Raw genomic sequence first — 22,746 nt, 5'->3', positions numbered from 1 at the left:
GCGCTGGTAGAGCGGCTCCGCCTCGCCATAGCGCCCGGTGCTCTCGTAGAGCCCGGCCAGGTTGTTCACGCTGATGAGCGTGGAGGGATGCTCCCGGCCCAGCACCCGCTCGCTGGCCTCAAGCGCGCGCTGGTAGAGCGGCTCCGCCTCGCCATAGCGCCCGGTGCTCCGATAGAGCCCGGCCAGGTTGTTCACGCTGCTGAGCGTGTCGGGATGCTCCGGGCCCAGCACCCGCTCGCGGGCCTCAAGCGCGCGCTGGTAGAGCGGCTCCGCCTCGCCATAGCGCCCGGTGCTCTCGTAGAGCCCGGCCAGGTTGTTCACGCTGCTGAGTGTGTCGGGATGCTCCCGGCCCAGCACCCGCTCGCTGGCCTCAAGCGCGCGCTGGTAGAGCGGCTCCGCCTCGCCATAGCGCCCGGTGCTCCGATAGAGCCCGGCCAGGTTGTTCGCGCTGCCGAGCGTGTCGGGATGCTCCCGGCCCAGCACCCGCTCGCGGGCCTCAAGCGCGCGCTGGTAGAGCGGCTCCGCCTCGCCATAGCGCCCGGTGCTCTGGTAGAGAAAGGCCAGGTTGTTCACGCTGCTGAGCGTGGAGGGATGCTCCGGGCTCAACGCCGCCTCCGCCCGTGCCAGTGTCGTTTGTGCCAGAGCGAGGGCTTCCTCGTAGCGACCCGCATTGAATGTTGCGACAACGTCCCCATTCGCCGCATCGATCGCCGCCGCGTCATCTTGCGCCACGGCACTGGTCGCCAAAGTCACGATCATACAACAACAATAAAGAAACGTCCGCATCGGCCCCAATCTCAAATCTGAAAGGTCTGAAAATACCTGTCTAACTTACCACAACTCAGGATTTCGCCATAGTCGACCCAAATTGGCTGTGATGGAATGGACATCTACTGATCTCTCATCTGGTAGGTTTTGGAGATGGAAGCCTGTCCGGGTTCAGCACCTGTGGGCCTGTTTAGAGGATTTGCATAACGGAAGGTTTCTGGCTCATCTGAACCGTCAGGGAGTGAAAATGAGACGGAAAGCTGGAACCGACAAACCGGCGGTCGAACGGGTCGTCAAAGACATCCGCCGCAAAACGCGCAAGCATCATTCTGCAGAGGAGAGTGAGTGATCGAACGCCATGTGTTTGAGAGAGATCACGAACCCGCATTGTGCTGGAAGGCTTGCGTGGTGATCGCACAACGCTCAGCCCGCGCAAACAGACTAACCCCCGAATCAGAGACCGGAAGGTGAACTAACTTGCGGCACTGTACGGGATTTGTACGAAACGCTTCGGAATTGGCTCGTATGTTCGCGTAATTTTCTGCAAGTTGTAAAGGCAGGCGCAGGTGCGTTTATACTGTAAGTTATTGAATTTTCGTATTTTTTATGGTGCTGCTGGAGAGAATTGAACTCTCGACCTCTCCCTTACCAAGGGAGTGCTCTACCTCTGAGCTACAGCAGCATCGTGGGCGGCTCTCTAGACCGAATGGCTCAATGGCGCAAGGCCTATCTGGACGGTTTTTTGTGGCTGCTGTAGAGAAAGGGAATGGCAGAGCAAAAACCATCCCGCAAACGTCAAAAACCCGATGCGTCGCGTGAAGACCGGTTGAAATCCGCGTTGAAGGCAAATCTGGCGCGGCGTAAGGCGCAGGCGCGCAAGCGTGCGGATGGGCAGGATAAAAACGAGCAGGCAGAAGGCTGAGAGCAGATGGATTCGATTCTTGTGACGGGCAATGGCCCGCTGAATGGGCAGATTCCCATTGCCGGGGCAAAAAACGCCTGTTTGACGCTGATGCCGGCAACGCTGCTCAGCGAAGAACCGCTGACGCTGACCAACGCGCCACGGCTGAGCGACATCAAGACCATGACATTGCTTTTGCAGTCGCTGGGTGCCGAGGTGTCGTCGCTGCAGGATGGACAGGTTCTGGCAATGTCGAGCCACGATCTGACCAGCCATACCGCCGATTATGATATCGTGCGCAAGATGCGGGCGTCCAACCTTGTGCTGGGTCCGATGCTGGCGCGGCTGGGGCAAGCGGTGGTGTCGCTGCCGGGCGGCTGTGCCATCGGGGCGCGACCGATGGATCTGCATATCGAGGCGCTGGAGGCGCTGGGGGCAGAGATTGAGCTTAAGGACGGTTACCTGCACGCGAAAGCATCCGGCGGGCTGAAAGGGGCCGTGCATGAGATGCGGTTCGCCTCGGTCGGGGCGACCGAGAATATCGTGATGGCTGCTACGCTGGCCAAGGGAACGACCGTACTCAAGAACGCTGCGCGTGAGCCCGAGATCGTCGATCTGGTCGAATGCCTGCGCAAGATGGGCGCGCAGATCAAGGGCGAGGGGACCTCTACCATCGAAATCCAGGGCGTCGAGCGGCTGCATGGCGCGACCCATCAGGTGGTCACTGACCGGATCGAGTTGGGGACCTATATGCTGGCCCCGGCGATTTGCGGCGGTGAGGTTGAATTGCTGGGCGGACGGCTGGACTTGGTCGGTGCCTTTGTTGAAAAGCTGGACGCCGCCGCCATAGAAGTGACCCAGACCGACAAGGGGCTGAAGGTCAAGCGCCGCAACGGGCGGGTGTCGGCGGTGGATGTCACGACCGAGCCGTTTCCGGGTTTCCCCACCGATCTGCAGGCGCAGATGATGGCGCTTTTGTGTACTGCCGAGGGCACTTCGGTTCTGGAAGAGAAGATTTTCGAGAACCGGTTCATGCATGCGCCGGAACTGACGCGGATGGGCGCGCAGATCGACGTGCATGGCGGCACGGCCACGGTGACGGGGGTGGAACAGCTCAAAGGGGCGCCGGTGATGGCGACCGACCTGCGGGCCTCGGTCTCGCTGATCCTGGCGGGGCTGGCGGCCGAAGGCGAAACGGTGGTCAACCGGGTCTATCATCTGGACCGCGGATATGAGCATGTGGTGCGCAAGCTGGAAGGCGTGGGCGCAAGAATAGAACGGATCAAAGAGTGATGGTGGACGCAAGTTTCAAGGACGGAAGAGAGGCCCCGCTGAATCTGGGCGCACAGGATGCCGAGGATTTGCAGGTCATCGCGACCCTGTCGCAGGACGCGGTGTTTCCGATCACTGAAATGTCCTGGCGCGCGAAGGAGCGGCGCTTTGCCATCCTGCTGAACCGGTTCCGCTGGGAAGATCGCGACGCCGCCGAGCGCCGGAAACGGGCCTATGAACGTGTTCAGGCACTGTTGGTCTTTGATGATGTTCTGTCGGTGGCAAGTCAGGGCGTGGATCGAAGCGAGGCGGATATGGTGCTGTCGCTGTTGTCTATCGCGTTTGAGCCGGGCGAGGACGGCGCGGGTGAGATCGTGCTGACGCTGGCGGGTGACGGGGCGATCCGGCTGCGCGTCGAAGCGATTGACGCCACGCTCAAAGACGTGACGCGGCCCTATATCGCTCCGTCCAAACACGCCCCGACCCACCCGGAATGATCGAGGCGCGGGCGCTTACATCTGCTGATGTTGGACTCTGGCGTGCGCTGCGGAACGAAGGCGCCCACCTATATCCCGAAGCCTTCATCGTTTCTTACGAAGAAGCCGTCGCGCAGCCCGAAGAGCTCGACGTCCGCTTGTTGGATCAGGGTGGCCGGTTTGCGGCCTTTGACGGTGCGGACCCGGTGGGGATCGCAGCGCTGCGCCCCGAAATGTTCGCGCGATGCCGCCATCGCGGCTCGATCGGTCCCTTTTATGTCACAACTGCAGCCCAAGGTGGTGGTGCAGGGAGCGCGTTGATGACGGCGCTGATTGACGACGCGCAGGCACATGGCATCTGGCAGCTCGAACTCTCGGTCGCCGCCGACAACGTGCGGGCAATCCGGTTTTATGAGAGCTGCGGGTTCAAGCGGCAGGGATGTCTTCCCAATGCGGTCATCCTGCCCGACGGAGCGCAGGATGATCTGTTCTTTAGGCTCGACCTTCGGGAGGCGGGATGCATCGCGGCGCATAAGACTTGAGGCCGCGCGAAACCGCAGGTATTCGGGCGGGGCAAAGGGGAATAATCGATGCCTGTTTTTCTGGATACAACCGCGCGTGATTTCGAGGCGGAGTTCAACGTGCTGCTGAGTGCCAAGCGCGAAGACAGCCCGGATGTGGATGCGGTTGTGGCGGATATCATCGCGGATGTGCGCGCACGCGGCGACGCGGCGGTGATCGAGTTGACGGCAAAGTTTGACCGGTTGGAATTGACGCCCGAGACGCTGGCCTTTTCATCCGATGAGATCGACATGGCCGTCAGCGATGTCACGCCAGAGGATCGCGCGGCGCTGGAACTGGCGGTAGATCGGATTCGGACCTATCACCAGAAACAGATGCCCGAAGATGCCAGTTGGCAGGATGCCTGCGGCGCGACGCTGGGCTGGCGCTGGACGCCGGTATCGGCGGCGGGGCTTTATGTGCCGGGCGGACTGGCCTCTTATCCCTCATCTGTGTTGATGAACGCGATCCCTGCGAAAGTGGCGGGGGTTGAACGGTTGGCGATCACGGTGCCCACGCCCGATGGCGCGGTCAATCCGCTGGTGCTGCTGGCAGCGCAACTGTCGGGCGTGGATGAGATCTATCGCATCGGCGGCGCGCAGGCGATTGCTGCGCTGGCCTATGGCACTGATGCGGTGGCCCCGGTCGACAAAATCACCGGTCCCGGCAACGCTTATGTGGCGGCCGCCAAGCGCCGGGTGTTCGGCAAGGTCGGCATCGACATGATCGCGGGCCCGTCCGAGATTCTGGTCATCGCCGACAAGGACAATGATCCCGACTGGATCGCGCTGGACCTGCTCAGCCAGGCTGAACATGACGAAAGCGCCCAGTCGATCCTGATCACGGATGATGCCGGTTTTGGCCGCGCCGTGGGCGAGGCGGTGAACACACGCCTGCAAACGCTGGAACGCGCCGCCATTGCCGGGGCTTCCTGGCGCGATTTCGGCGCCGTCATTACCGTTCGCTCACTTGACGAGGCCGCCGATCTGTCGAACCGGATCGCGCCGGAACATCTGGAGCTTTGCGTGGCTGATCCCGAGGCGCTGTCGCAGAAAACCGTCCATGCCGGCGCCATCTTTCTGGGCCAATACACGCCCGAGGCCATCGGTGATTATGTGGGTGGGCCCAACCACGTTCTGCCGACTGCGCGCTCGGCGCGGTTCTCCTCCGGTCTCAGCGTGATGGATTTCCTCAAGCGCACCACACTCAGCCAGATGACACCGGCGGCGCTTCGTGCTATCGGGCCTTCGGCCGAAACCTTGGCCCAATCCGAAAGCCTTGAGGCGCATGGTCTGTCCGTGCGGGCGCGTCTCGATCAACTCAACAGGTGATGCCCATGTCGCGTATTGTCGATATTGCGCTGGATGACGCTGGTCTGCCGCCGCCGACGCCCGAGATCGAACAGGAACGGCGCGTGGCCGTGTTCGACCTGCTGGAAGATAACAGCTTCGTGCTGCCGGCGCGCGATGATCGTGCGGTGCCCGAGGGTCCTTACCGGGTGAACCTGTCGATCCGGGAAAAGCGTCTTGTGTTTGACGTGAACACGGAAGAGGACGAAAAGGCGGCTGAATTCCATCTGTCGCTGGGTCCCTTTCGGCAGGTGGTGAAAGATTACTTCCAGATCTGCGAGAGCTATTTCAACGCGGTGAAAACCCTGCCGCCAAGCCAGATCGAGACCATCGACATGGCGCGGCGCGGCATCCACAACGAAGGCAGCCGGGTCCTGCAGGAAAGGCTGGAGGGCAAGGTTGCGGTCGACACTGATACCGCCCGCCGCCTCTTCACGCTGATCTGCGTGCTGCATTTCGGAGGCTAGGGCGTGACGGAGCTGCCGCAGTCGATCCTGTTTTGTTGCGATCACAACGCGGTCCGGTCCCCAATGGCCGAGGGGATCATGAAGAAATTCTATGGCACCGGCACCTATGTGCAATCCGCCGGTGTCCACAACGATCTGGAAATTGACGGGTTCTGCATCGCTGTCTGTCAGGAACTGAATGTCGAGCTTAGCCGCCATCGCTCGCGTAGTTTTGACGAGATGGAGCAGTGGGGCGACGATCTGAGCTCTTTCGATCTGATCGTGGCATTGTCTCCGGCCAGCCAGCGCCGGGCACTGGAACTGACGCGATTCTTTCATCTGGACGTGGAATATTGGCCGATCATGGACCCCACCGGTCTGGGCGAGAGCCGCAATGACAAGCTGATCCATTACCGGCAGACACGCGATCAGATCATCAAGCATCTGAAAGAGCGCTGGGGCGAACCGACGGAGGTCCAATGAACGACACGGTGAAACGGTATTTTGAGGCGTTCAATGCGGGCGATATCGCGGGCATGCTGGCCTGCCTGTCCGACAATGTGGCCCATCACGTGAACGAGGGGCAGGTGCGCGTCGGCAAGGATCAGTTCGCCGCCTTCTGCGCCCATATGAACCGCTGCTACAAGGAACTGCTGACCGATATGGTCGTGTTCGAGGCCGAAGGTGGTACGCGCGCGGCGGCGGAATATGTCGTCAATGGCACCTATCTGGAAACCGATGAGGGTCTGCCGCCCGCAACGGGGCAAACCTACCGCCTGCCTGCCGGGTCGTTTTTCGACCTGTCGGACGGGCTGATCACCCGCGTGACCACCTACTACAACCTGGCCGACTGGACCAAGCAGGTCTCCGGTAGGGGCTGACGACATTCCGGCGGGCAAAGTCTACACTCGGTTGCACCAGAGAGAGGAGTCAGACATGCATATCGAAGCGCTCAGCGGTCAGAGACTGGTCGACTCGCTGGAGGATGTGGCGCGGCTGCGGATCGAGGTGTTTCGCGACTGGCCTTATCTTTATGATGGCGATCTGAGTTACGAGCATGAGTATCTGAAATCTTATGCCGAATCCGACACAGCCATTCTTGTGGGGGCTTTTGACGGCGACAAGCTGGTGGGCGGATCAACCGGGATGGCGCTGCTGGAACATGCCGATGACTTCTCGGCCGCCTTTACGGGTACGGGTCTTGATCTCGGCACGATATTCTACTGCGCGGAATCAGTGCTGCTGCCGCAATATCGCGGGCAAGGGATCGGGCATCGCTTCTTCGATCTGCGCGAGGAGCACGCCCGAGGGCTGGGTTTCTCAAAATCGGCCTTTTGCGGGGTCGTGCGCCCCAAGGATCACCCCGCCCGCCCCGCCAACTACCGTCCGCTGGATGGGTTCTGGACCAAACGGGGCTATCATCAGTTGCCCGGCGTTGTGGCACAGTTTTCGTGGAAGGACCTCGGCGATGAGGTGGAAAGCCCGAAGAACCTGCAATTCTGGATTCGCGATCTCTGATATCGCCTTACCGGGAGCTTCGAAATGAAAGTCGCCACTGCCGCCTATCCGCTCGACTGGCTCGACAGTTGGGCGCAATACGAGGACAAGCTCTCTGGCTGGGTCGCGGAGGCTGCGGGGCAGGGCGCGGATCTATTGGTCTTTCCCGAATATGGCGCGATGGAGCTGTCGACGCTGGCAGGGGTCGAGGCGGCAGGCGATCTGACCCGCTCGATCCATGCCGTGTCCGAACGGATGGCAGAGGCCGCAGCGCTGCATCAAAAGCTGGCCGCAGAGCACCGAGTGCATATTCTGGGCGCGTCGGCGCCAGTTGTCGAATCAACCACTCCTCCGGTCAACCGCGCCGAACTCTACGCACCATCCGGGCTGCGGGACCATCAGGACAAGCAGATCATGACCCGGTTCGAGCGCGAGGAGTGGGGCATCGCGCCTGGTGGTCCTCTGAAACTGTTCGATACTGCGCTGGGGCGGATCGGCATCCTGATCTGCTATGACAGCGAGTTTCCACTGCTGGGCCGCGCATTTGCCGAGGCCGATCTCATGCTTGTGCCGTCTTGCACCGAGGCGCTTGCGGGCTATTGGCGCGTGCGGATCGGAGCGATGGCGCGGGCGCTGGAAAACCAATGCGTGACCGTGATGTCCTCGATCGTTGGACGCAATGACTGGTCACAGGCAGTGGACCTCAATACCGGCACCGGCGGTATTTTCGGTCCACCTGACAAGGGTTTTCCCGCCACCGGCGTTTTAGCCGAGGGCCAGATAAACGCCCCGGGCTGGACCTATGCCGAGGTGGATCTGACAAAGATCGCAAAGGTGCGCCGCGATGGTGCCGTCCTGAACCGCAGTCACTGGGGCGAACAGACCCCACGATCCAAGGCGGACCCGGTACGTTTTCAGTAGCGCATCCCATCTGCATGGCGTGGCCGATCCCATCTTGCCTGACAACGTTGCGACGCCTGCCCAAGAAATTGGATGAATTCCGGCAATGGTACCTTGAAAAAAAGCGCAAATGGGACCATTTAAGCGCACGGCCTGCATCTGAGCGGGCAAAACTGTAATGGAGACAACATGGCCAAGGAAGATACGCTCGAATTTCCCGGTGTCGTGAAGGAACTCCTGCCTAATGCGACGTTTCGGGTCGAGCTGGAAAACGGCCATGAGATCATCGCACATACGGCAGGCAAGATGCGCAAGAACCGCATCCGTGTTCTGGCTGGCGACAAGGTACAAGTCGAAATGACCCCGTACGATCTGACCAAGGGTCGGATCAACTACCGCTTCAAGTAACGCCGCCCTCAATGGCGTTCATTCTCGGATCGGGCAGCCCCAGACGGCTGGACCTGCTGGCTCAGCTTGACGTGCAGCCCGATGCCGTGCGTCCCCCCGATATCGACGAGACCCCTGCCAAGGGCGAACTGCCGCGTCCCTATTGCACCCGGATCGCGCGTGAAAAGGCGCTGGCGGTCGAAGCCGGGGGCGATGACCTCGTGCTCTGCGCCGATACCACGGTTGCGCTGGGGCGGCGCATTATGGGCAAGCCTGCGGATGCGGGCGAGGCGGCACAGTTTCTCTATGCGCTCTCGGGGCGGCGCCACCGAGTCATCACTGCGGTTGCCTTGCGCCGGGGCACGCGCCTCTGGCAGCGCGATGTGGTCAGCAACGTCAAATTCAAACGGCTCTCGGACGCGGAGGTGAATGCCTATCTCGCCACCGGTGACTGGCAGGGCAAGGCCGGCGCCTATGCCATCCAAGGACCCGCCGGGGCCTTTGTGCCGTGGATCAGCGGGTCGTTTACCGGCATTGTAGGGCTGCCGCTTGCCGAAACCTCCGCGCTGTTACAAGCGGCAGGCTATCCGCTCTATAGGGGGGCATCATGAAGGGACGTACCATAATCCTCGACCATATAAGGGGCCGCGAAGCTGCGGCGCTGCTGGTCGATGGCCATCTGGACGACTTCCTGATCGCCGCTGATGCACCCGCGCCCGGCACGATCTACCGCGCCCGCGCCGATCGCCCCGTAAAGGGTCAGGGCGGCATGTTCCTGACCACACCCGACGGCCCGGCCTTTCTGCGTCAGGTCAAGGGCCTTGCCCCCGGTGCGCAACTGCTGGTGCAGGTCACCGGCTATGCCGAACCGGGCAAGGCGATCCCTGTGACCGCAAAGCTGCTGTTCAAGAGCCGCTACGCCATCGTCACACCCGGCGCGCCGGGCCTCAATGTCTCGCGCAGCATTCGGGATGAGGACGAGCGCGATCGCTTGCAGGAAATAGCTCATGACGAGATGAGCGAAAGCGCCTTTGGCCTGATCCTGCGGTCGGCTTGCGCCGGTGTAGATGCCGAGGAAATCGCCGAAGATATCGCCCAAATGGCCAACCTCGCCGCGCAGGTGCTGCAGGATGGCGAAGGCGCGCCAGAGCGGCTGATAGACGGGGATGGCCCGCATGCGCAGGCCTGGCGTGACTGGACCGACCCCGCCGAGATCGTGACCAAACCCGGCGGGTTCGCCGAGCAGGGCGTTCTGGACCTGCTTGATGATGCGCTCTCGACCCGTGCGCCGCTCGCGGGTGGCGGCTTTCTTTTCATCGAACCTACGCGGGCGCTGGTCGCGGTGGACGTCAATACCGGCAGTGACACATCGCTCGCGGCTGGCCAGAAAGCCAATTTCGCCTGTGCCAAGGCGTTGCCGCGCGCGCTGCGCATACGGGGTCTTGGCGGCCAGATCGTTCTGGATCTGGCACCGATGGCCAAGAAGGACCGGCGCGGCTTTGAATCCGCCCTACGTGCCGCGCTGCGCGCGGATAGCGAAGAAACCACGCTGGCAGGCTGGACCCCGCTGGGACATTTCGAACTGCAACGCAAACGCGGACGCCTCCCGGTCTCGGAGGTGCTGAAATGAGCTGCCCGATCTGCGGTCAGGATACCCGCAAAACCTATCGCCCCTTCTGCTCGAAACGCTGCGCCGATCTTGACCTGGCCAACTGGTTCAATGGCTGCTACGCAGTCCCCTCGGCCGAGCACGAAAGCCGCGAGGATGCGCCACAGGAGACTGGCGAAACACCGCCGCGCCCACACTGAAAAAAGATCAATTAGCCTCTGGACACAGCCTGAGCCTACGCATAGAACGCCCCCACCCAAAGGCGCAAGCCTTTCCCGTGCCCGGGTAGCTCAGGGGTAGAGCAGTGGATTGAAAATCCTCGTGTCGGTGGTTCGATTCCGCCCCCGGGCACCATTTTTTATTTAAAATCAACAACTTAGCGGAAATCGATGTACGTAAGATGACGTAAAGTTCGATTCCACATAGAGGAATCGAACCAGTGGCTCTCCGCAATGGATTCCACGCCTTAGTGATTTTGGTTTTTGGCGCGCGCCAACTTGTCCCTGACCTACGAAGTATCACCTAGATAATATTACTGTACGAAGTCGCGAGTATTGCGGTCTTGGTCTTCTTGAAGACTTAGTTGTGTCCAGCAGATCTTCGTAAGCCTTATGTTAGTTGAAGTGGCCACCATCTAGAGCTGTGCATCTATTGAAGTTTTAAAGCTAAGGTGGTTTTCTCGACGAAGTGTTTTGGGGAGTGTTTTGAAAAGTGGCTGGCGCATCACGCAAAGAGTTTTTTGAGAGAATAGACGGAACACCTCAGAAGCGCATGTTTCTTTCGATCATGGCAGACTATGATCTGCCAACGGCGATTTGCGAACTGGTGGATAACGCGATTGACCATTGGATCGCTACAGGCAAGCCTGCTGGGACTGCCATCCGGTTGTTCCTGGACGCTCAACGTCAACTCATAACGGTACGCGACAATGCGGGCGGTGTTCCAGTTGATCAGATGAGGCTCTTGATCGCACCGGGAGCAACTCGGCCATTTGATACAGGGAATCTAATAGGCAACTTCGGAGTAGGCGGGAAGAGAGCCAGTGTGGCGCTGGGAGAACAAGTCACGATCACTTCTCGTTACAAGAAGCAGGATAGTTACCAGCTGGAAATAACAAAGGACTGGTTGGCAGATGAAGATTGGAGGATTGACGTAAGTCGCGTCCCTAACATTGAGCCAAATACTACCAACGTTAGTATCTCAGAAGTGCGTCAAGGCTTTTCGCAGCGAGATTTGGATGAGTTATACAGGCACCTAGAAGCGACATACGCCTACTTCATCAAAGAAGGCTGTGAAATCTTCCTGAATGGGAGTCTTGTGGGGGCGACGACCTTCGACACCTGGGCCTTTCCGCCAGGTCACGCTCCCAAACAGATGTCCTTTGATATTGGACTAACTGACGGTGAAACTCTCAGGGCTAAAGTGTCCGGGGGATTGATCAGAGATAGGGTCCCTGAAGCCGACAACTATGGAGTGTACTTTTACTGCAATGGCCGTTTGATACTCAAGGAGCTTAAGACAAGGGACGTTGGCTACTTTATTACTGCTGAAGCAGGCGTGCCGCACCCAGATGGATCGCTTTGCAGAGTTATCGTTGAACTCTTTGGCCCAGCAGAATTGATGCCGTGGAACAGTAGTAAGAACGGTATTAGTTTCAGCCACGCTGCATTTACTCATGTACGGCCCAGTATTATTGAATTGGTAACATATTTTTCCAAGCTGTCTCGACGCTTCAAGAATGACCGAGAGGCAGGCGTCTACCAGTATGATTCAGGGGCCGTAGAGCCCATAACACCGGCCACCAGTACATCTAAGAAACGTTTGATATTACCACCGCTAAAGCGTCAACCAAAGTTGTCTTATTCGCAGAAGCTATTGCAATTAAACCAAGGTACTATGGCTCGAAAGCCATGGACTCTGGGTCTGGTTGAAGCAATGGGCATGATCGATGTCGCCCTTGATCAGGAATTTGAAACCAAAAACAGAACTGCCTTGATACTGCTTGATAGTAACGTTGAGATTGGGATGAAGGAGTATATCGTAAACAACACAGCGCTGTTTCCTCCTCACAAGTACAAAGGGAATGCGCTGTCAGATATTCTCACAAATCGAACCAAAGTACTGAATGAGGTAAAGAATCAACTGAAGATTGATGCCAACACAGAAGCAAAACTGAAGTACTTTTACGGCCTCCGCAACAAGCTGATTCATGAGCGAGCGTCTGTTCAGATTTTGGATCGTGACATAAATGAATACCGAGAGATTGTGGAGAAGTTGCTTCGGAAGATGTTCGGGGTGCGCTTTCCACAGTAGAGTTGCAGTAACAATGCCGATTCGTCCCAGGAACACTAACCACGATCATTGATCAGGAATGCAACTTTTTTGGATGCGATCACTTACGGTACCTCATCGCCAAGCTGTGGAGGCAACTAGGAATCGACCATCATTTGGCTTTACGTCACCCAAAATGTTGGGGATCACCTTTCGGTTGAAAAGACGTAAAATCGACGTAAGCCCGGAGTTGTTGCGACCTAAGTCGTTGAAATCAAAAGATGCTGATTCCGCCCCCGGGCACCATTTTTCAAGAAAAAATACAGAAATTAGAGTATGTTATTCGTGTTCGCCGCGATTCAATCCACCCTCTAAACCACCTTTGAGCATGAGGTGCACCGCACCTTCGAGGGGTGAACTTCAGTCTTCAAAGAGCGGCAGTAGCTTTCCATTTTCTTTCACGAACAACTGGTTTCCGTAGATGACCTGGATCTCTCCCTCATCCACCGCCTTTGTCATGGCATTGTTTATTACTTCGTTGAGCTCGTTAGCACCTGCTGCGGAAGTCCACCCCACCACCTTGCCATTTTCATCTTTTAGCGGAAACGATCCTATGGCCATGTAGGCGTTGAGGCTGTCAAGTTTCTCATCGGGCACAAATCGCGCCAAGGTCGCTTCGAACTCGGAAAACTGACCCGCAAGAGCCTGGTTCAGTTGCTCCTCTAGCTTCGCTACTCGCTGATCAACTGAGGTTTCTACGCGTGAGAGAACCCACTCGCTGTACCCAATGGCAATGGCAGCCACCGCGATAACTCCACCTAGGACCATTTTATGCGTGATGTACTCGCCTGCCTTAGTCTCAATGGTGGCAAGGCGCTGAATAACCTCTTTTTCGAAATCTGTCATATTGCTCCCGGGTAAGCACTCTAAGAGAACACTATCCAGAGGACTCCTGCGATAGCAACAGCACAAATAACCACAGCCAAGAAGCCGGACTTCGGAGCGCTATCTTGCAAACGTTCAATACGATTTAGCCTATCTAAAATCTCTGCCTGAGCATCAGACAGATGAGTTTCGACTGAAAATGACCGCTTCATTGATGAACCTCTGAACCATAACCTATGGGCTAACCCTGACAAAAAAAGACTGACACGCTCAAATGTTCAGCACGTAGAGTTTACCACATCTTTACCAAAATGCGAAATCCGCACATGAGTCAGCGGCCTCACTCAGTTGTAGAAGACTTGGTGTTTTCGGCGCATTTGCAAGGCGTTAACCACGCTTCGAGCTAGCCACCACCAAGGGCGGATCATCCGGGAAAGACCGGATATCGAACCACTTGAAGCACGTCCCGTCAGGGTTCCGCTTGTCACCCATGCGAATGAAGCTGCCATTGGCCCCGTGGCGGATCAGTGCGGCCCTAAACGCCCTCAAATCGATCAGCCACCAGTTTTGCAGGGACAGCCCATCAACGCCCGCGTGCCCGTAGAACATCCAGTCGCCGTAGCCGTTCACTATCTTGGATAGCTCTGTCTCTGCGCCAGATGGCACCTGCGCGCGGATAGTGAACTGGTTGGGGTAGAGCGTCGAGTAACCGGGACGACGCACGCGGGCGGCGATGCGCATGTCTTTGGCGTCCAGCATAACCAAGTCCGTGGCCTGAAAGTGATCCAGAGGATCAGGCGCGGCCTTGAGCAAGTGGCCCCCGACTATGCGCCTAATCTCCGGCAGGAACTGATCCGACCAGCTCCGGTTCACTTGGTAAAAGCTCATGAAAACACTCGTTAAAAACAATAGGGCGCAGTGACTGCCGCGCCCCGATGGACTTGGTTAGGCCGCTTTCGCGCGAATTTCGTCAATGGCGTTCTTTGCGACTTCCAAAGCCTGATCCAGTGGCGCAGTACCTTCAAGATGAAGGCTGACCGCCATGTGGATAGCATCGCGCTCTATCGGGTCCAGTTTTCTGACGGTCTTTTTGAAGTCGCTGAGGGCAGAGCCGTCACACTGGTATTTCTGGCGGTAGGCCGTCGCCATCGCTTTGGCGTCTCCGGTGGCGATCCAGTCGATACACGGCTGTTCCTCGTCGCACCACTTAAAGAACGTCTCGTTGATGCGGATGTCCCCGTCTGGCTCGTACATCAAGTCCGGGATGGGCAGGTCGAACCACTCGCAGAAGGCTTCTATGCGCTCGCGGGCGGACATGACGTTATTCTTATTGGATCGGTTCATGACTGGCCCTCCGGTGCGTTGACGCTGTCCAGAGCAATGTTGAGCTTGTGGGCGCGGTCGTGGGCGCGCTCGACAAGGCTGAATAGGTTTTCCTCGGCATCAGCCCCGCCGAAGCTGGCAATCGCAGCGTCTAGCATCTTTTCGATAATCAACGCCTCGGTCTGCAACTGGTCGCGGGTCAACGTGACATTGGGATAGGTCGTCTGGCGAACAGTATCGTTCGCGCTAGCGCGTTGAACATTCATTTCTGTTTCTCCTTGATCGGTCGCTTATTACTGGTTGCGCTCTGCCGTGTTTTTCAGCGTGCGCTTTTGGAAAATCAGGCGGGCAGTCATTGCGTCGCCTTGAATGTGCTGATAGCATATATGTAGTAATCACAGCACATGCTGTCAACACATAAAATATGCTACAAGCACACTTTCGGGGTGGCAATGACACCAGAGCAGTTCAAGATGGCAAAATCCGCACTTGGTCTGAGCAACCCAGACTTGGCCGAAATGACGGGCTTGCATCGAAACACTTTGAATAAGGTGGACAAGGGCGAGGGCAAAGCCTCCACAATTCAGTATTTACGGCTAACTCTCGAAGCCCAAGGCATCCAGTTCCTTGACGGCGGCGAGGTCGCTGCGGGGCCGGGGGTGGCTTTGAAGAAGCAAGCGAGTGACTGACCCGGGGCCTCAGTGCGCTGCAAGGCATCGGTCGGAGCGCGGTGTTACGCCTGTTGCCTACTTGCCCGTTTCCTAGCGGTTGCATTCTCTGAGGTGCTGCTGAACAATCGCTGTCGGGCAACTTGGGTGCGGTAGCCGCCGGAACACGAAGACACAGAGGATGCAGTAACATGAACTTTTGGAGGATATCGCGGAGTAGCTTGGCAGGGTTTCTTGCTGCACAGATGCTGCTCGCGGCGCAGACATCTACAATGGTTCAGGCAGAAATGCTAACTACCGAAGCAGCAATCTCGAAATATGCTGCGATTGCCGACCGCGACTATCTCCTTAGTGAGTTGAAGAAGAAGGAGATACGCGATCAGATTATCGCGCAAGGTGTCGATCCAAGTGAGGCAGAGGCCCGACTAAGAGCATTGTCAGATGCGGAAATCGCTTCAATTGTTGAACAGATGGAAGAAGGAACGGCTGGCGGCAACGCCGTCGTTGGCGCGCTTCTAACCGTTTTCATCATCCTGCTTGTGACCGACCTGCTTTGTCTGACCAAGGTTTTCTCATTTACACGCTGCGCTACACGTTAAGGCCCCTGTATCTCAAACTCACTCGGGCTGGGTTGGCTGTCGCTCTACCCCTTGTTCTGTTCGCCTGTACGCAAACGGGCGAGCACTTTGATCGCCCTCAAGGCGTGCCGCCCAGAGCAATGATGGCAGATGTACCTATCATCAAGCAAAACGCCTTCCATTGTGGTCCCGCTTCGCTCGCAATGGTTCTTCAATGGTCTGGCAGAGACGTGACACAGGCCGAAATCGCGTCGCTGGCTTTCACGCCAAAAGCCAATGGAACATATCTTGCGGACATGATTGGGGCAGCCCGTCGGCGTGGTCAACTTGTCGTCCAACTGTCCACCTTCCCCGAGCTGCTGGAAGAAGTGGCCGCAGGTCACCCTGTCATCGTATTTCAAAACCTCGGCCTCAGCTGGTCGCCAAGATGGCACTATGCAGTAGTAGTTGGTTACGATTTGGACAGCGAAAAATTGGTTCTTCACTCTGGAGAACACGACCGCATGACAATGGACTCGCGCCTATTCCAGCGCACATGGAGGCGAGGCGAGTTCTGGGCTATTACGGTTCTACCTCCCAACCTGCTTCCTGAAACAGGCAATGAATGGGAAGTGCTGCGCGCGGCGGCGGCGCTTGAGCAGCAGGGACACGATTCAGCTGCTGCGAAAGTCTATAAGAATGGTTCGAGGCGCTGGCCGGATAACTGGATTTGGCCCTATGGCCTTGGAAATGCGCGATACAAGCTGGGCGACCTGGAGGGCGCAAAAGTGGCGTTTGAGCATGCAGCCAAGGTTGATCCAACCGCACCAGAAATTCAACACAACCTCACACAAGTCAAAAAAGAACTGGGCGAGTATGCCGAGTGAGTATCTTCTTCCGCAGCGAAGCCCTTCTCATGCTGGGGTTTCTTGGTGGGCGAAGTTTTCCCACCTAGAACCCGTTGTTCCCAAAGCTCTTTTCGTCTCGCTAAATGATCCGCCAGTTGTTCGGCACCCAACTCCGACCGCATCAGGTTCTCGTCTATCTCCCAAAGCTTGCGGTCTGGAAACAGTGTTGTTCAAGTCGCCATACCACACACTGCTCAGTGGCAGCGGTGCAACGGCCCTATACGTGCCTGTTCGGAATAGAGCTTACGCCCAAGCGCCTCTTCTACGTCTCTCCGACTGATACGAAGTCCGCCAAAGCGCGGCTGTTTCAACGAGCCAGAGCGCTTCTTGGTCTCTTGCGAAGCTGAATACAGACGCGAAATAAGTCCGCGTGGTAGAACAAAATCAGTATATGACACTTCTTCTCTCCTATTCGCTCATCTTGTTCGCAATATGTGCAGCCTGAATGAAGCAGCATGAAACGAACTGTTAAATCTGGCTTAGCTTCTGTCTGGACAAGGCGCAGACGGTGCAGTTTGGGCATGGCCCCAGAACGGCGGAAATCTTCTGCTGGGCTGCTAATCCCGCCATTCCTGCTAATCGGGCCGACCCCCGCTGCGCCTGCGAATTCTTACAACCATCCCTCGAAACCGTGCTACGCAGGGGTATCTATAGACCGGCAACAAGAAGGGCATTCGTCAGTGTTAGAGAGAAGCTCCTTCCCGATTGCTAAGATATACGTCACCAGCAAGCGCGCGAAAACACTTGATCCCGAGAAGGTCGAAGCGATTGCGTATGACATCATGGAAAACGGTCAAACTACACCGATCCAGTTGCGTGCTGATGGTGACAGGTTTGTGTTGATTGAAGGCCTGCATCGGCTTGAAGCGCTTCGAGCGATAGGCGAGGAAATGATAGTAGGCGTCCTTGTCCGTGCAAGGCTGCACTGAGACATTCAGTTTCAGCCCTGACCCCCTGCTACATCTGCTACATGGGGTGAACCAAAGTTCGAATGCATCAGCTTACCTGCGAGACCAAAATGTTTCAACATTTTACCCACATCATATTGTGTCGCAGCGTGCCCGACCGATTGAACCTCCGCTACATGATGTATAAAGTTCTGATTCAGGCACCGTATTTCGATCACATTTTTCGATGAACCCTCCAGTGCCGTTGACATATGTTTACGGAAGTTCAATATCTATATGCACAAGATGAGGCGCAGCCGACACGCGAACAAGCACGTCGAAGACGCGGTTGCGTTTGCAGAGGAAAAAGGATGGAGAGTCGAGCCTGGTAAGGGTCATTGTTGGGCCCGCATGTATTGTGCGCATGCTGACCGGTCTGGGTGCCGAATGTCAATTTGGTGCACACCCAGAAATGCTGAAAACCACGCAAAAGCTATCCGCAGACTAGTCGAAAAATGCACATGTGAAGGAGGCAAAGATGGAGACGTTTGAGTTTACATTCGTGGTCGATGTTGCTGATCCGCATGCGAATGACCTTGAGGATATGTTCTTTGAGGCTGGTTGCGATGATGCAACCATAGCTCTCATGCATGGTGCGCTAGCAGCATGTTTTTTCCGCGAAGCAAAAAGCTACAAAGACGCAGTTTTGAGTGCTTACGAGGATATCTTGCGCACTGGAGCTACGATTTCTCGTTTCGAGCCAGACTACTTAGTAAGCGCTTCTGAAATCGCTAGCCGAGCAGGCCTCACTAGAGGAGCTGTCAGCCACTACGAAAAAGGCGCTCGCGGCGAAGGTTTTCCCAAGCCGTATGCTCGCGTGACTACGAAGAGTCCGCTTTGGGACTGGGTCCAAGTGTCTCGGTGGCTCTGCACGCACGGCAAGCTTTCCGAGAATGAATACCGACTTGCACAAGTGTCTCGCGTCATCAATTTCAATGTTCAGGTTCAAGAGGGTTTTGAAAAGGCCCGCAACGATGTTGAAGAAGCACTGAAGCAGCCAGTCGCTGCTTAATGGCATCCACTAAGACTGCATCGAGATGCTGATGCGGATGAGCCCCATTATTGCCCCGCTTCGGCGGGGCTTTCTTTTCTCCCCCACCAGGGGACTGCCCATAAACTTCACCGAGGCGGTATGGCTGGTCCAATCGATTGACAAGCCATACCCGATACGACCCCGCTCTGGCGGGATCACTCACTTCGACCGCCTGCCTTCGTCATATGTCAACTGAGCAACAACGCGCACGAACTCGGCCAGTTCCTCGCCTTCCAACTCAACAGCGCCAGCAACAAAGGCCGTAACATCCGGGCTACGCGACCACGCCCTTGCCTTTGGGCTGATGCTGTCCAGCACCTGCTTTATCTCGTCCTCTGGGGTCATGCTGTCAGTATGGCACCCATTTCTTGAAGGTGGGTTTCCAATCTCGCAGCAAGCAGGACTATTAAACAAAAGTTAAGTTGCTCTCCATTCCAACTCCATCCACCGCGCCAATTTCAACGCGTAGGGAACAAACTACGTATTGGGAGTTGGTGTTATGAAGGACCTTCGCCGTTGGATCTGCGTTTTTGGCCTAGCGTTGCCGATTGGAGCAACTGCCCAAGCTGATGAGGCGTTCGTTGGCTGTGGGCAAACCGAACTACTTCACAGCAACACATCGATCAGATTTGTCGGAGCCAATCCGGCAAAAGCAGATGTGGGCGACCGACGGATTCTGCATTGGTATCTTGAAGACCTAAGCGGTCTTTACGTTGGCGCGTTCGATGTCGTCACCACTGTGTTGGGTGGCAGCGAAGATATGGGCCACTATGTCAGGGTCGATGGCTCATTTACATTTCCAAACGGAGACATCTTTGTGGCAACCACCACCTCGCTTGCCAACGCAGCCGACACGTATCGCTCTGGCGATGCACAGCAAGTTATCGATTGGGCGGTGACTGGTGGAACCGGTGATTTCGCGAATGCAGGCGGGATTGTGTCGATATCCGTGCCCGAGAAGCATGAGCCCCATTTAGACAATCGACCGCTTAGTCTGGACATTCGGTGCTAGATTCTAGCCCTCACTTGGCAGCATCAACGGTTCAACCCCGACTTCGGCCCCATCAGCCTGTACGAAGTCACTCCGGGGCGCTCTGGATCACCCTGCGCCAGTTCCAGGTCGAATGTCTCAAGAAACGGCACCAGCAGCCCCGGTTCAGCCATGTAGAACGCCGTTGTGTCTCTGAGGTCGCAACGGGAAACACAGTCGGCGTTGTGGCCCCACAGGCTCCGGCCTACACGCTCATCCGTCCACCAACAGAGTTCGCCGCCCGCCGCCAAATAAATTCGGCAATAAGTCGCCACAGTGTGAAAAAACTCACTAAACTGACTCGAGATACGCCTAAAAAGACTGGACAACATCGGGAGAACCAAAATGGCAGATGTCAAAAAGTTATCAAAAAAAATCGCTGCAGAGATAGACGCGTACGGCAAGGCATGTAACGATATTGCAAAGATGCAAAGCGAATTACCTAAATATCAGCAGATCATGAAAAGTGGCGATCCTTCGAAGATGGGGGACGCAGCTGTTAAATTTTCCAAATTGACGGCGAAAATTGCGGCGCAACACAAGAAAATTGTTGAGTTACAAAAGAAAATGAACGCCACAAGCGCGGAAATGGCGAAGGCTACCAAAGGTATGTAGCCGTTTGTTGCTTGCCAATGTAACGGGCACCCCGTTGGCTCAAGAACGCTGTCGGGGTTCCTAGCAACTGTATTTCTTAGGGGGTCTGAGCCGACCAGGACGGCCCCAAGCGAATCTTAGACAGCCTTGTTGGTACAGCACTCGGCTTTCCCTGAAGCAGTCATTCGACGGTAGCTCATAGCGCTAGGATACCTCACCCCTCTTGCAGAAGACCCATCGAAGGCATCTTTTGTATTGCTTGATAAAGCGAGCGCGGGAATCGCTTTACGATGCGAATAGGAGTTGCGGTTATTAGAGAAACAGGAAGCAGGTTTGGCCTGCGCGTATCAAGGCTCGGCGAGTTCCCGACGACAGATCAGAGCAACAAGCGTACGCTTTCGCATCAAATCCGCTTCCAGATCACTTGCAAGTCGTCTAGGCCAACCAAGCGACTGTCTCTGTCATGTGTCTCGTTTAACGGGGCGATCAGATACGAACCAATTTTCATCTTGTTGACCAGGTTATTCTCAAACTCCGTCTGTTCGACTGAATCGCTGAATGGCCGCCGGCTAAAGATGACGTCGTACGTGCTGTAATCGAAGGTTCGGGCATCATCTTGCCAGACTGAACCACCCAAATTATAGGTCTCACGTGCAGCGTCTACATACGGACCAACGATGTCTATTCCTTCAGCCGCCGACCAAAGTAAAAGACCCCCCTTTCGAACAATGAATAGATTGCGACCCGGCCCACATCCAACTTCCAGAAACCTCACAGGCCGATACCGAAACTGACCATGTGAATAGTCGGAGTCTGCCGCCAACAATGCATCCAGCTCTATGAGAATTAGCAGAAATTCACGCACATCAATCGGAATATAATCATACGCATTGGGGTCAAATTCGGTCGTTTCCAATGCCTTCGCAACGCTAGGTGCCTGAAGGGCTTCAACTTCTGTAGCGACCAGAACTCGCTCCAAAGCCTGAGCAACCCGTTCAATTTTTGATAGCGACGAGGCTATCTGTTCGAGTGCTTGAATCTCTGAGTCTAGTGCCAGCTCCACGCTGCTTTCATAATCGGAGAAGCGGGGGTCTTGAATTTCTACCAACCTTGTACTCCCTTGGATTAGCAGGTGTTGTGAGCAACCTAATCTGACTGGTCCAATTTGATTGTTAGTGCATGACCGGCCTTTGGTCCATTTGAACGATGGTTTCCGGGGCCGGCGGTTTATATCCCAGAGCACTGTGCCGTCGTTTTTTAACGCCTTCGTGCCTATGTTAACCCTCCGTTAAGGAGGTGCAAATGCGTCTGATGGTTCCAATCTTGCTACTGTCCGCTTGCCAGTCCGCTGGGCTGACTTCTTCCGATATGCATGTCCGAGACGCTGACACCATCGTGCTCAATGGGAAGCATGGTACGCCGGTGCGCTTTGAAGGGGTCGATGCCCCCGAACTTGATACCCAGGCAGCCATAGAGGGCAAGCAATGGATGATTGGGTTCGTAACTGGAAAGGCCGTCCGCTGCGAACTCACCGGGGAGATGAATGGCGACCGCCACATCGGTACATGCTACGGCGATGGTGAGAACCTAAGCGAGAAAGTCATTGCGGCTGGGCATGCTCTGGATTGTCGCCGGTACTCAGGTGGACGATATGCCCGGTTTGAGACGCCCGCAGCGAAGTCTCGGCTGAAGCGGGCGCGGTATTGTTAGGGGCCTAGCCGCAGGTTTCCACCATTTTTTTGTAAGCCTCTGCTCCCTTTCCGGTATTGAAGTACCCCTTCATCGAGACTCGCTTACTTTTGTGAATCAGAACAGCGTCGAAATCGGCCCGCCGTGAGGAAAATAGTGCACGTCTGATCCCCGATTGGTCTTTTTGAGGATTAACGCCCCATCCATGCTCATCGACAAACGCGAAAGTGAGTGACCCGGCACTGAGTGATATACCTTCCCATTTGGAGGACCTCATCGAGCGTTTCGGATTGAGATGAATGATAACCTCGCCTTCACTATCCACCATCAAAAGCATCTTACGATGCCGCCCCCCTGGCACAAATTCAGAGGTCATCCAGCAGTAATTTCCATCCCTGAATAGATTCCACCTTCCGACATTTCCGGTCGTGTGGAATTGTTTCTGGGCCATCGCATCGCCACCAATTATCAATGCAAGTGCCGACGCTGCAAACCAGTATCTCAGGAGTTTTTGCACGTTCAAATCCATACGGCTTTGTTGCACAAATCTGGGTTTGAGGGCACTTCCCCCTTCCCCGGACGGAGTTATCCTTCGGGCATTGTGAGAGGTATGCCAAGAGCGGTGTAGCGGTTGAGCACCGCGATCCGGATCTGGAGCTCAGCGACTTGTCGGTC

32 protein-coding genes and 2 tRNA genes are annotated in these 22,746 nt (G+C 56.3%); 24 read left to right on the top strand and 10 right to left on the bottom strand.

Annotated features, from left to right (window positions below; translation table 11 throughout):
• Both AB1E34_RS25195 and AB1E34_RS25190 read right to left on the bottom strand, forming a co-directional pair.
• Window positions 1-759 (bottom strand): tetratricopeptide repeat protein (locus AB1E34_RS25195; RefSeq protein WP_372575047.1); only part of this gene is annotated, 759 nt, incomplete at its 3' end.
• A gap of 616 nt (window positions 760-1,375) precedes the next feature.
• Window positions 1,376-1,450: transfer RNA gene (locus AB1E34_RS25190), tRNA-Thr, on the bottom strand.
• A gap of 84 nt (window positions 1,451-1,534) precedes the next feature.
• Between AB1E34_RS25190 and AB1E34_RS25185 the strand changes: the two genes are divergently transcribed.
• The 16 genes from AB1E34_RS25185 to AB1E34_RS25110 all read left to right on the top strand — a co-directional run bounded on the left by AB1E34_RS25185 (window position 1,535) and on the right by AB1E34_RS25110 (window position 12,479).
• Entirely contained in the window at window positions 1,535-1,690 is a 156-nt protein-coding gene (locus AB1E34_RS25185) for a hypothetical protein (RefSeq protein WP_372575046.1), read from the top strand.
• A gap of 6 nt (window positions 1,691-1,696) precedes the next feature.
• The gene (gene murA / locus AB1E34_RS25180; protein WP_372575045.1) at window positions 1,697-2,962 is read left to right on the top strand and encodes a UDP-N-acetylglucosamine 1-carboxyvinyltransferase; all 1,266 of its coding nucleotides are present in this window, start codon (window positions 1,697-1,699) and stop codon (window positions 2,960-2,962) included.
• Window positions 2,962-3,438 (top strand): DUF2948 family protein, encoded by a 477-nt coding sequence (locus tag AB1E34_RS25175; RefSeq protein ID WP_372575044.1) that lies wholly within the window; start codon window positions 2,962-2,964, stop codon window positions 3,436-3,438. Before murA ends, AB1E34_RS25175 begins: the two co-directional genes overlap by 1 nt.
• On the top strand, window positions 3,435-3,959 hold the full coding sequence (locus AB1E34_RS25170) for a GNAT family N-acetyltransferase (protein WP_372575043.1): 525 nt from the start codon (window positions 3,435-3,437) through the stop codon (window positions 3,957-3,959). The genes AB1E34_RS25175 and AB1E34_RS25170 overlap by 4 nt, the downstream gene beginning before the upstream one ends.
• Window positions 3,960-4,007: 48 nt before the next feature.
• On the top strand, window positions 4,008-5,309 hold the full coding sequence (gene hisD / locus AB1E34_RS25165; protein ID WP_372575042.1) for a histidinol dehydrogenase: 1,302 nt from the start codon (window positions 4,008-4,010) through the stop codon (window positions 5,307-5,309).
• A 5-nt stretch (window positions 5,310-5,314) separates the two neighbouring features.
• A complete protein-coding gene (locus AB1E34_RS25160) occupies window positions 5,315-5,794 on the top strand; it encodes a UPF0262 family protein (protein ID WP_372575041.1) in 480 nt (159 codons plus the stop codon).
• Between the two features lie 3 nt (window positions 5,795-5,797).
• On the top strand, window positions 5,798-6,256 hold the full coding sequence (locus AB1E34_RS25155) for an arsenate-mycothiol transferase ArsC (protein WP_372575040.1): 459 nt from the start codon (window positions 5,798-5,800) through the stop codon (window positions 6,254-6,256).
• Window positions 6,253-6,654 (top strand): ketosteroid isomerase-related protein, encoded by a 402-nt coding sequence (locus AB1E34_RS25150; protein WP_372575039.1) that lies wholly within the window; start codon window positions 6,253-6,255, stop codon window positions 6,652-6,654. Before AB1E34_RS25155 ends, AB1E34_RS25150 begins: the two co-directional genes overlap by 4 nt.
• A gap of 55 nt (window positions 6,655-6,709) precedes the next feature.
• A complete protein-coding gene (locus tag AB1E34_RS25145; protein ID WP_372575038.1) occupies window positions 6,710-7,291 on the top strand; it encodes a GNAT family N-acetyltransferase in 582 nt (193 codons plus the stop codon).
• Window positions 7,292-7,315: 24 nt separating this feature from the next.
• The gene (locus AB1E34_RS25140) at window positions 7,316-8,191 is read left to right on the top strand and encodes a carbon-nitrogen hydrolase family protein (protein ID WP_372575037.1); all 876 of its coding nucleotides are present in this window, start codon (window positions 7,316-7,318) and stop codon (window positions 8,189-8,191) included.
• 168 nt (window positions 8,192-8,359) lie between these two features.
• On the top strand, window positions 8,360-8,578 hold the full coding sequence (gene infA, locus AB1E34_RS25135; RefSeq protein WP_005978431.1) for a translation initiation factor IF-1: 219 nt from the start codon (window positions 8,360-8,362) through the stop codon (window positions 8,576-8,578).
• 11 nt (window positions 8,579-8,589) lie between these two features.
• The gene (locus AB1E34_RS25130) at window positions 8,590-9,168 is read left to right on the top strand and encodes a Maf family protein (protein WP_372575036.1); all 579 of its coding nucleotides are present in this window, start codon (window positions 8,590-8,592) and stop codon (window positions 9,166-9,168) included.
• The gene (locus AB1E34_RS25125) at window positions 9,165-10,187 is read left to right on the top strand and encodes a ribonuclease E/G (RefSeq protein ID WP_372575035.1); all 1,023 of its coding nucleotides are present in this window, start codon (window positions 9,165-9,167) and stop codon (window positions 10,185-10,187) included. Before AB1E34_RS25130 ends, AB1E34_RS25125 begins: the two co-directional genes overlap by 4 nt.
• Window positions 10,184-10,366 (top strand): DNA gyrase inhibitor YacG, encoded by a 183-nt coding sequence (locus AB1E34_RS25120; RefSeq protein ID WP_372575034.1) that lies wholly within the window; start codon window positions 10,184-10,186, stop codon window positions 10,364-10,366. Before AB1E34_RS25125 ends, AB1E34_RS25120 begins: the two co-directional genes overlap by 4 nt.
• 79 nt (window positions 10,367-10,445) lie before the next feature.
• Window positions 10,446-10,520: transfer RNA gene (locus AB1E34_RS25115), tRNA-Phe, on the top strand.
• Window positions 10,521-10,877: 357 nt separating this feature from the next.
• A complete protein-coding gene (locus AB1E34_RS25110; protein WP_372575033.1) occupies window positions 10,878-12,479 on the top strand; it encodes an ATP-binding protein in 1,602 nt (533 codons plus the stop codon).
• Window positions 12,480-12,857: 378 nt separating this feature from the next.
• On the opposite strand, the gene AB1E34_RS25105 is transcribed toward AB1E34_RS25110, so the two are convergent.
• The 4 genes from AB1E34_RS25105 to AB1E34_RS25090 all read right to left on the bottom strand — a co-directional run bounded on the left by AB1E34_RS25105 (window position 12,858) and on the right by AB1E34_RS25090 (window position 14,911).
• Complete coding sequence (locus AB1E34_RS25105; protein WP_372575032.1) at window positions 12,858-13,343, bottom strand: hypothetical protein; 486 nt, start codon at window positions 13,341-13,343, stop codon at window positions 12,858-12,860.
• 366 nt (window positions 13,344-13,709) lie between these two features.
• Entirely contained in the window at window positions 13,710-14,210 is a 501-nt protein-coding gene (locus AB1E34_RS25100; RefSeq protein WP_372575031.1) for a hypothetical protein, read from the bottom strand.
• Between the two features lie 57 nt (window positions 14,211-14,267).
• The gene (locus AB1E34_RS25095; RefSeq protein WP_372575030.1) at window positions 14,268-14,666 is read right to left on the bottom strand and encodes a hypothetical protein; all 399 of its coding nucleotides are present in this window, start codon (window positions 14,664-14,666) and stop codon (window positions 14,268-14,270) included.
• A complete protein-coding gene (locus AB1E34_RS25090) occupies window positions 14,663-14,911 on the bottom strand; it encodes a hypothetical protein (RefSeq protein WP_372575029.1) in 249 nt (82 codons plus the stop codon). The genes AB1E34_RS25095 and AB1E34_RS25090 overlap by 4 nt, the downstream gene beginning before the upstream one ends.
• 186 nt (window positions 14,912-15,097) lie before the next feature.
• On the opposite strand from AB1E34_RS25090, the gene AB1E34_RS25085 reads away from it, so the two are divergent.
• The 5 genes from AB1E34_RS25085 to AB1E34_RS25065 all read left to right on the top strand — a co-directional run bounded on the left by AB1E34_RS25085 (window position 15,098) and on the right by AB1E34_RS25065 (window position 18,737).
• Window positions 15,098-15,334, top strand: a complete 237-nt coding sequence (locus AB1E34_RS25085; RefSeq protein WP_372575028.1) for a transcriptional regulator — start codon at window positions 15,098-15,100, stop codon at window positions 15,332-15,334.
• Between the two features lie 200 nt (window positions 15,335-15,534).
• Complete coding sequence (locus AB1E34_RS25080) at window positions 15,535-15,912, top strand: PA2779 family protein (RefSeq protein WP_372575027.1); 378 nt, start codon at window positions 15,535-15,537, stop codon at window positions 15,910-15,912.
• 122 nt (window positions 15,913-16,034) lie between these two features.
• The gene (locus tag AB1E34_RS25075) at window positions 16,035-16,757 is read left to right on the top strand and encodes a PA2778 family cysteine peptidase (protein WP_372575026.1); all 723 of its coding nucleotides are present in this window, start codon (window positions 16,035-16,037) and stop codon (window positions 16,755-16,757) included.
• Between the two features lie 701 nt (window positions 16,758-17,458).
• Entirely contained in the window at window positions 17,459-17,707 is a 249-nt protein-coding gene (locus tag AB1E34_RS25070) for a ParB N-terminal domain-containing protein (protein ID WP_372575025.1), read from the top strand.
• Window positions 17,708-18,203: 496 nt separating this feature from the next.
• A complete protein-coding gene (locus AB1E34_RS25065; RefSeq protein ID WP_372575024.1) occupies window positions 18,204-18,737 on the top strand; it encodes a hypothetical protein in 534 nt (177 codons plus the stop codon).
• A 180-nt stretch (window positions 18,738-18,917) separates the two neighbouring features.
• Here the strand turns inward: AB1E34_RS25065 and AB1E34_RS25060 are convergent, their stop codons facing one another.
• Complete coding sequence (locus AB1E34_RS25060; RefSeq protein WP_372575023.1) at window positions 18,918-19,103, bottom strand: hypothetical protein; 186 nt, start codon at window positions 19,101-19,103, stop codon at window positions 18,918-18,920.
• Window positions 19,104-19,257: 154 nt separating this feature from the next.
• On the opposite strand from AB1E34_RS25060, the gene AB1E34_RS25055 reads away from it, so the two are divergent.
• Window positions 19,258-19,770, top strand: coding sequence for a hypothetical protein (locus tag AB1E34_RS25055; protein ID WP_372575022.1), 513 nt, complete (start codon window positions 19,258-19,260; stop codon window positions 19,768-19,770).
• Between the two features lie 23 nt (window positions 19,771-19,793).
• Here the strand turns inward: AB1E34_RS25055 and AB1E34_RS25050 are convergent, their stop codons facing one another.
• Window positions 19,794-19,922, bottom strand: a complete 129-nt coding sequence (locus AB1E34_RS25050; RefSeq protein ID WP_372575021.1) for a hypothetical protein — start codon at window positions 19,920-19,922, stop codon at window positions 19,794-19,796.
• 211 nt (window positions 19,923-20,133) lie between these two features.
• Here AB1E34_RS25050 and AB1E34_RS25045 point away from each other — a divergent pair, with 211 nt between their 5' ends.
• A complete protein-coding gene (locus AB1E34_RS25045) occupies window positions 20,134-20,403 on the top strand; it encodes a hypothetical protein (protein WP_372575020.1) in 270 nt (89 codons plus the stop codon).
• Between the two features lie 382 nt (window positions 20,404-20,785).
• Here AB1E34_RS25045 and AB1E34_RS25040 read toward each other — a convergent pair whose 3' ends face one another.
• A complete protein-coding gene (locus AB1E34_RS25040; protein WP_372575019.1) occupies window positions 20,786-21,490 on the bottom strand; it encodes a class I SAM-dependent methyltransferase in 705 nt (234 codons plus the stop codon).
• 194 nt (window positions 21,491-21,684) lie between these two features.
• Here AB1E34_RS25040 and AB1E34_RS25035 point away from each other — a divergent pair, with 194 nt between their 5' ends.
• Window positions 21,685-22,092 carry a thermonuclease family protein gene (locus tag AB1E34_RS25035; protein WP_372575018.1) on the top strand — a complete coding sequence of 136 codons (408 nt, stop codon included), beginning with the start codon at window positions 21,685-21,687 and terminating at the stop codon, window positions 22,090-22,092.
• Window positions 22,093-22,096: 4 nt separating this feature from the next.
• Here AB1E34_RS25035 and AB1E34_RS25030 read toward each other — a convergent pair whose 3' ends face one another.
• Window positions 22,097-22,600 (bottom strand): hypothetical protein, encoded by a 504-nt coding sequence (locus tag AB1E34_RS25030; RefSeq protein WP_372575017.1) that lies wholly within the window; start codon window positions 22,598-22,600, stop codon window positions 22,097-22,099.
• Window positions 22,601-22,746 lie beyond the last annotated feature (146 nt).

Origin of the sequence: Ruegeria jejuensis (genome assembly GCF_041537905.1) — a bacterium.
Classification (GTDB): Bacteria; Pseudomonadota; Alphaproteobacteria; order Rhodobacterales; family Rhodobacteraceae; genus Ruegeria_C.
Note: the sequence above shows the minus strand (reverse complement) of the source record. Positions and strands in the feature narration are given on the sequence as shown.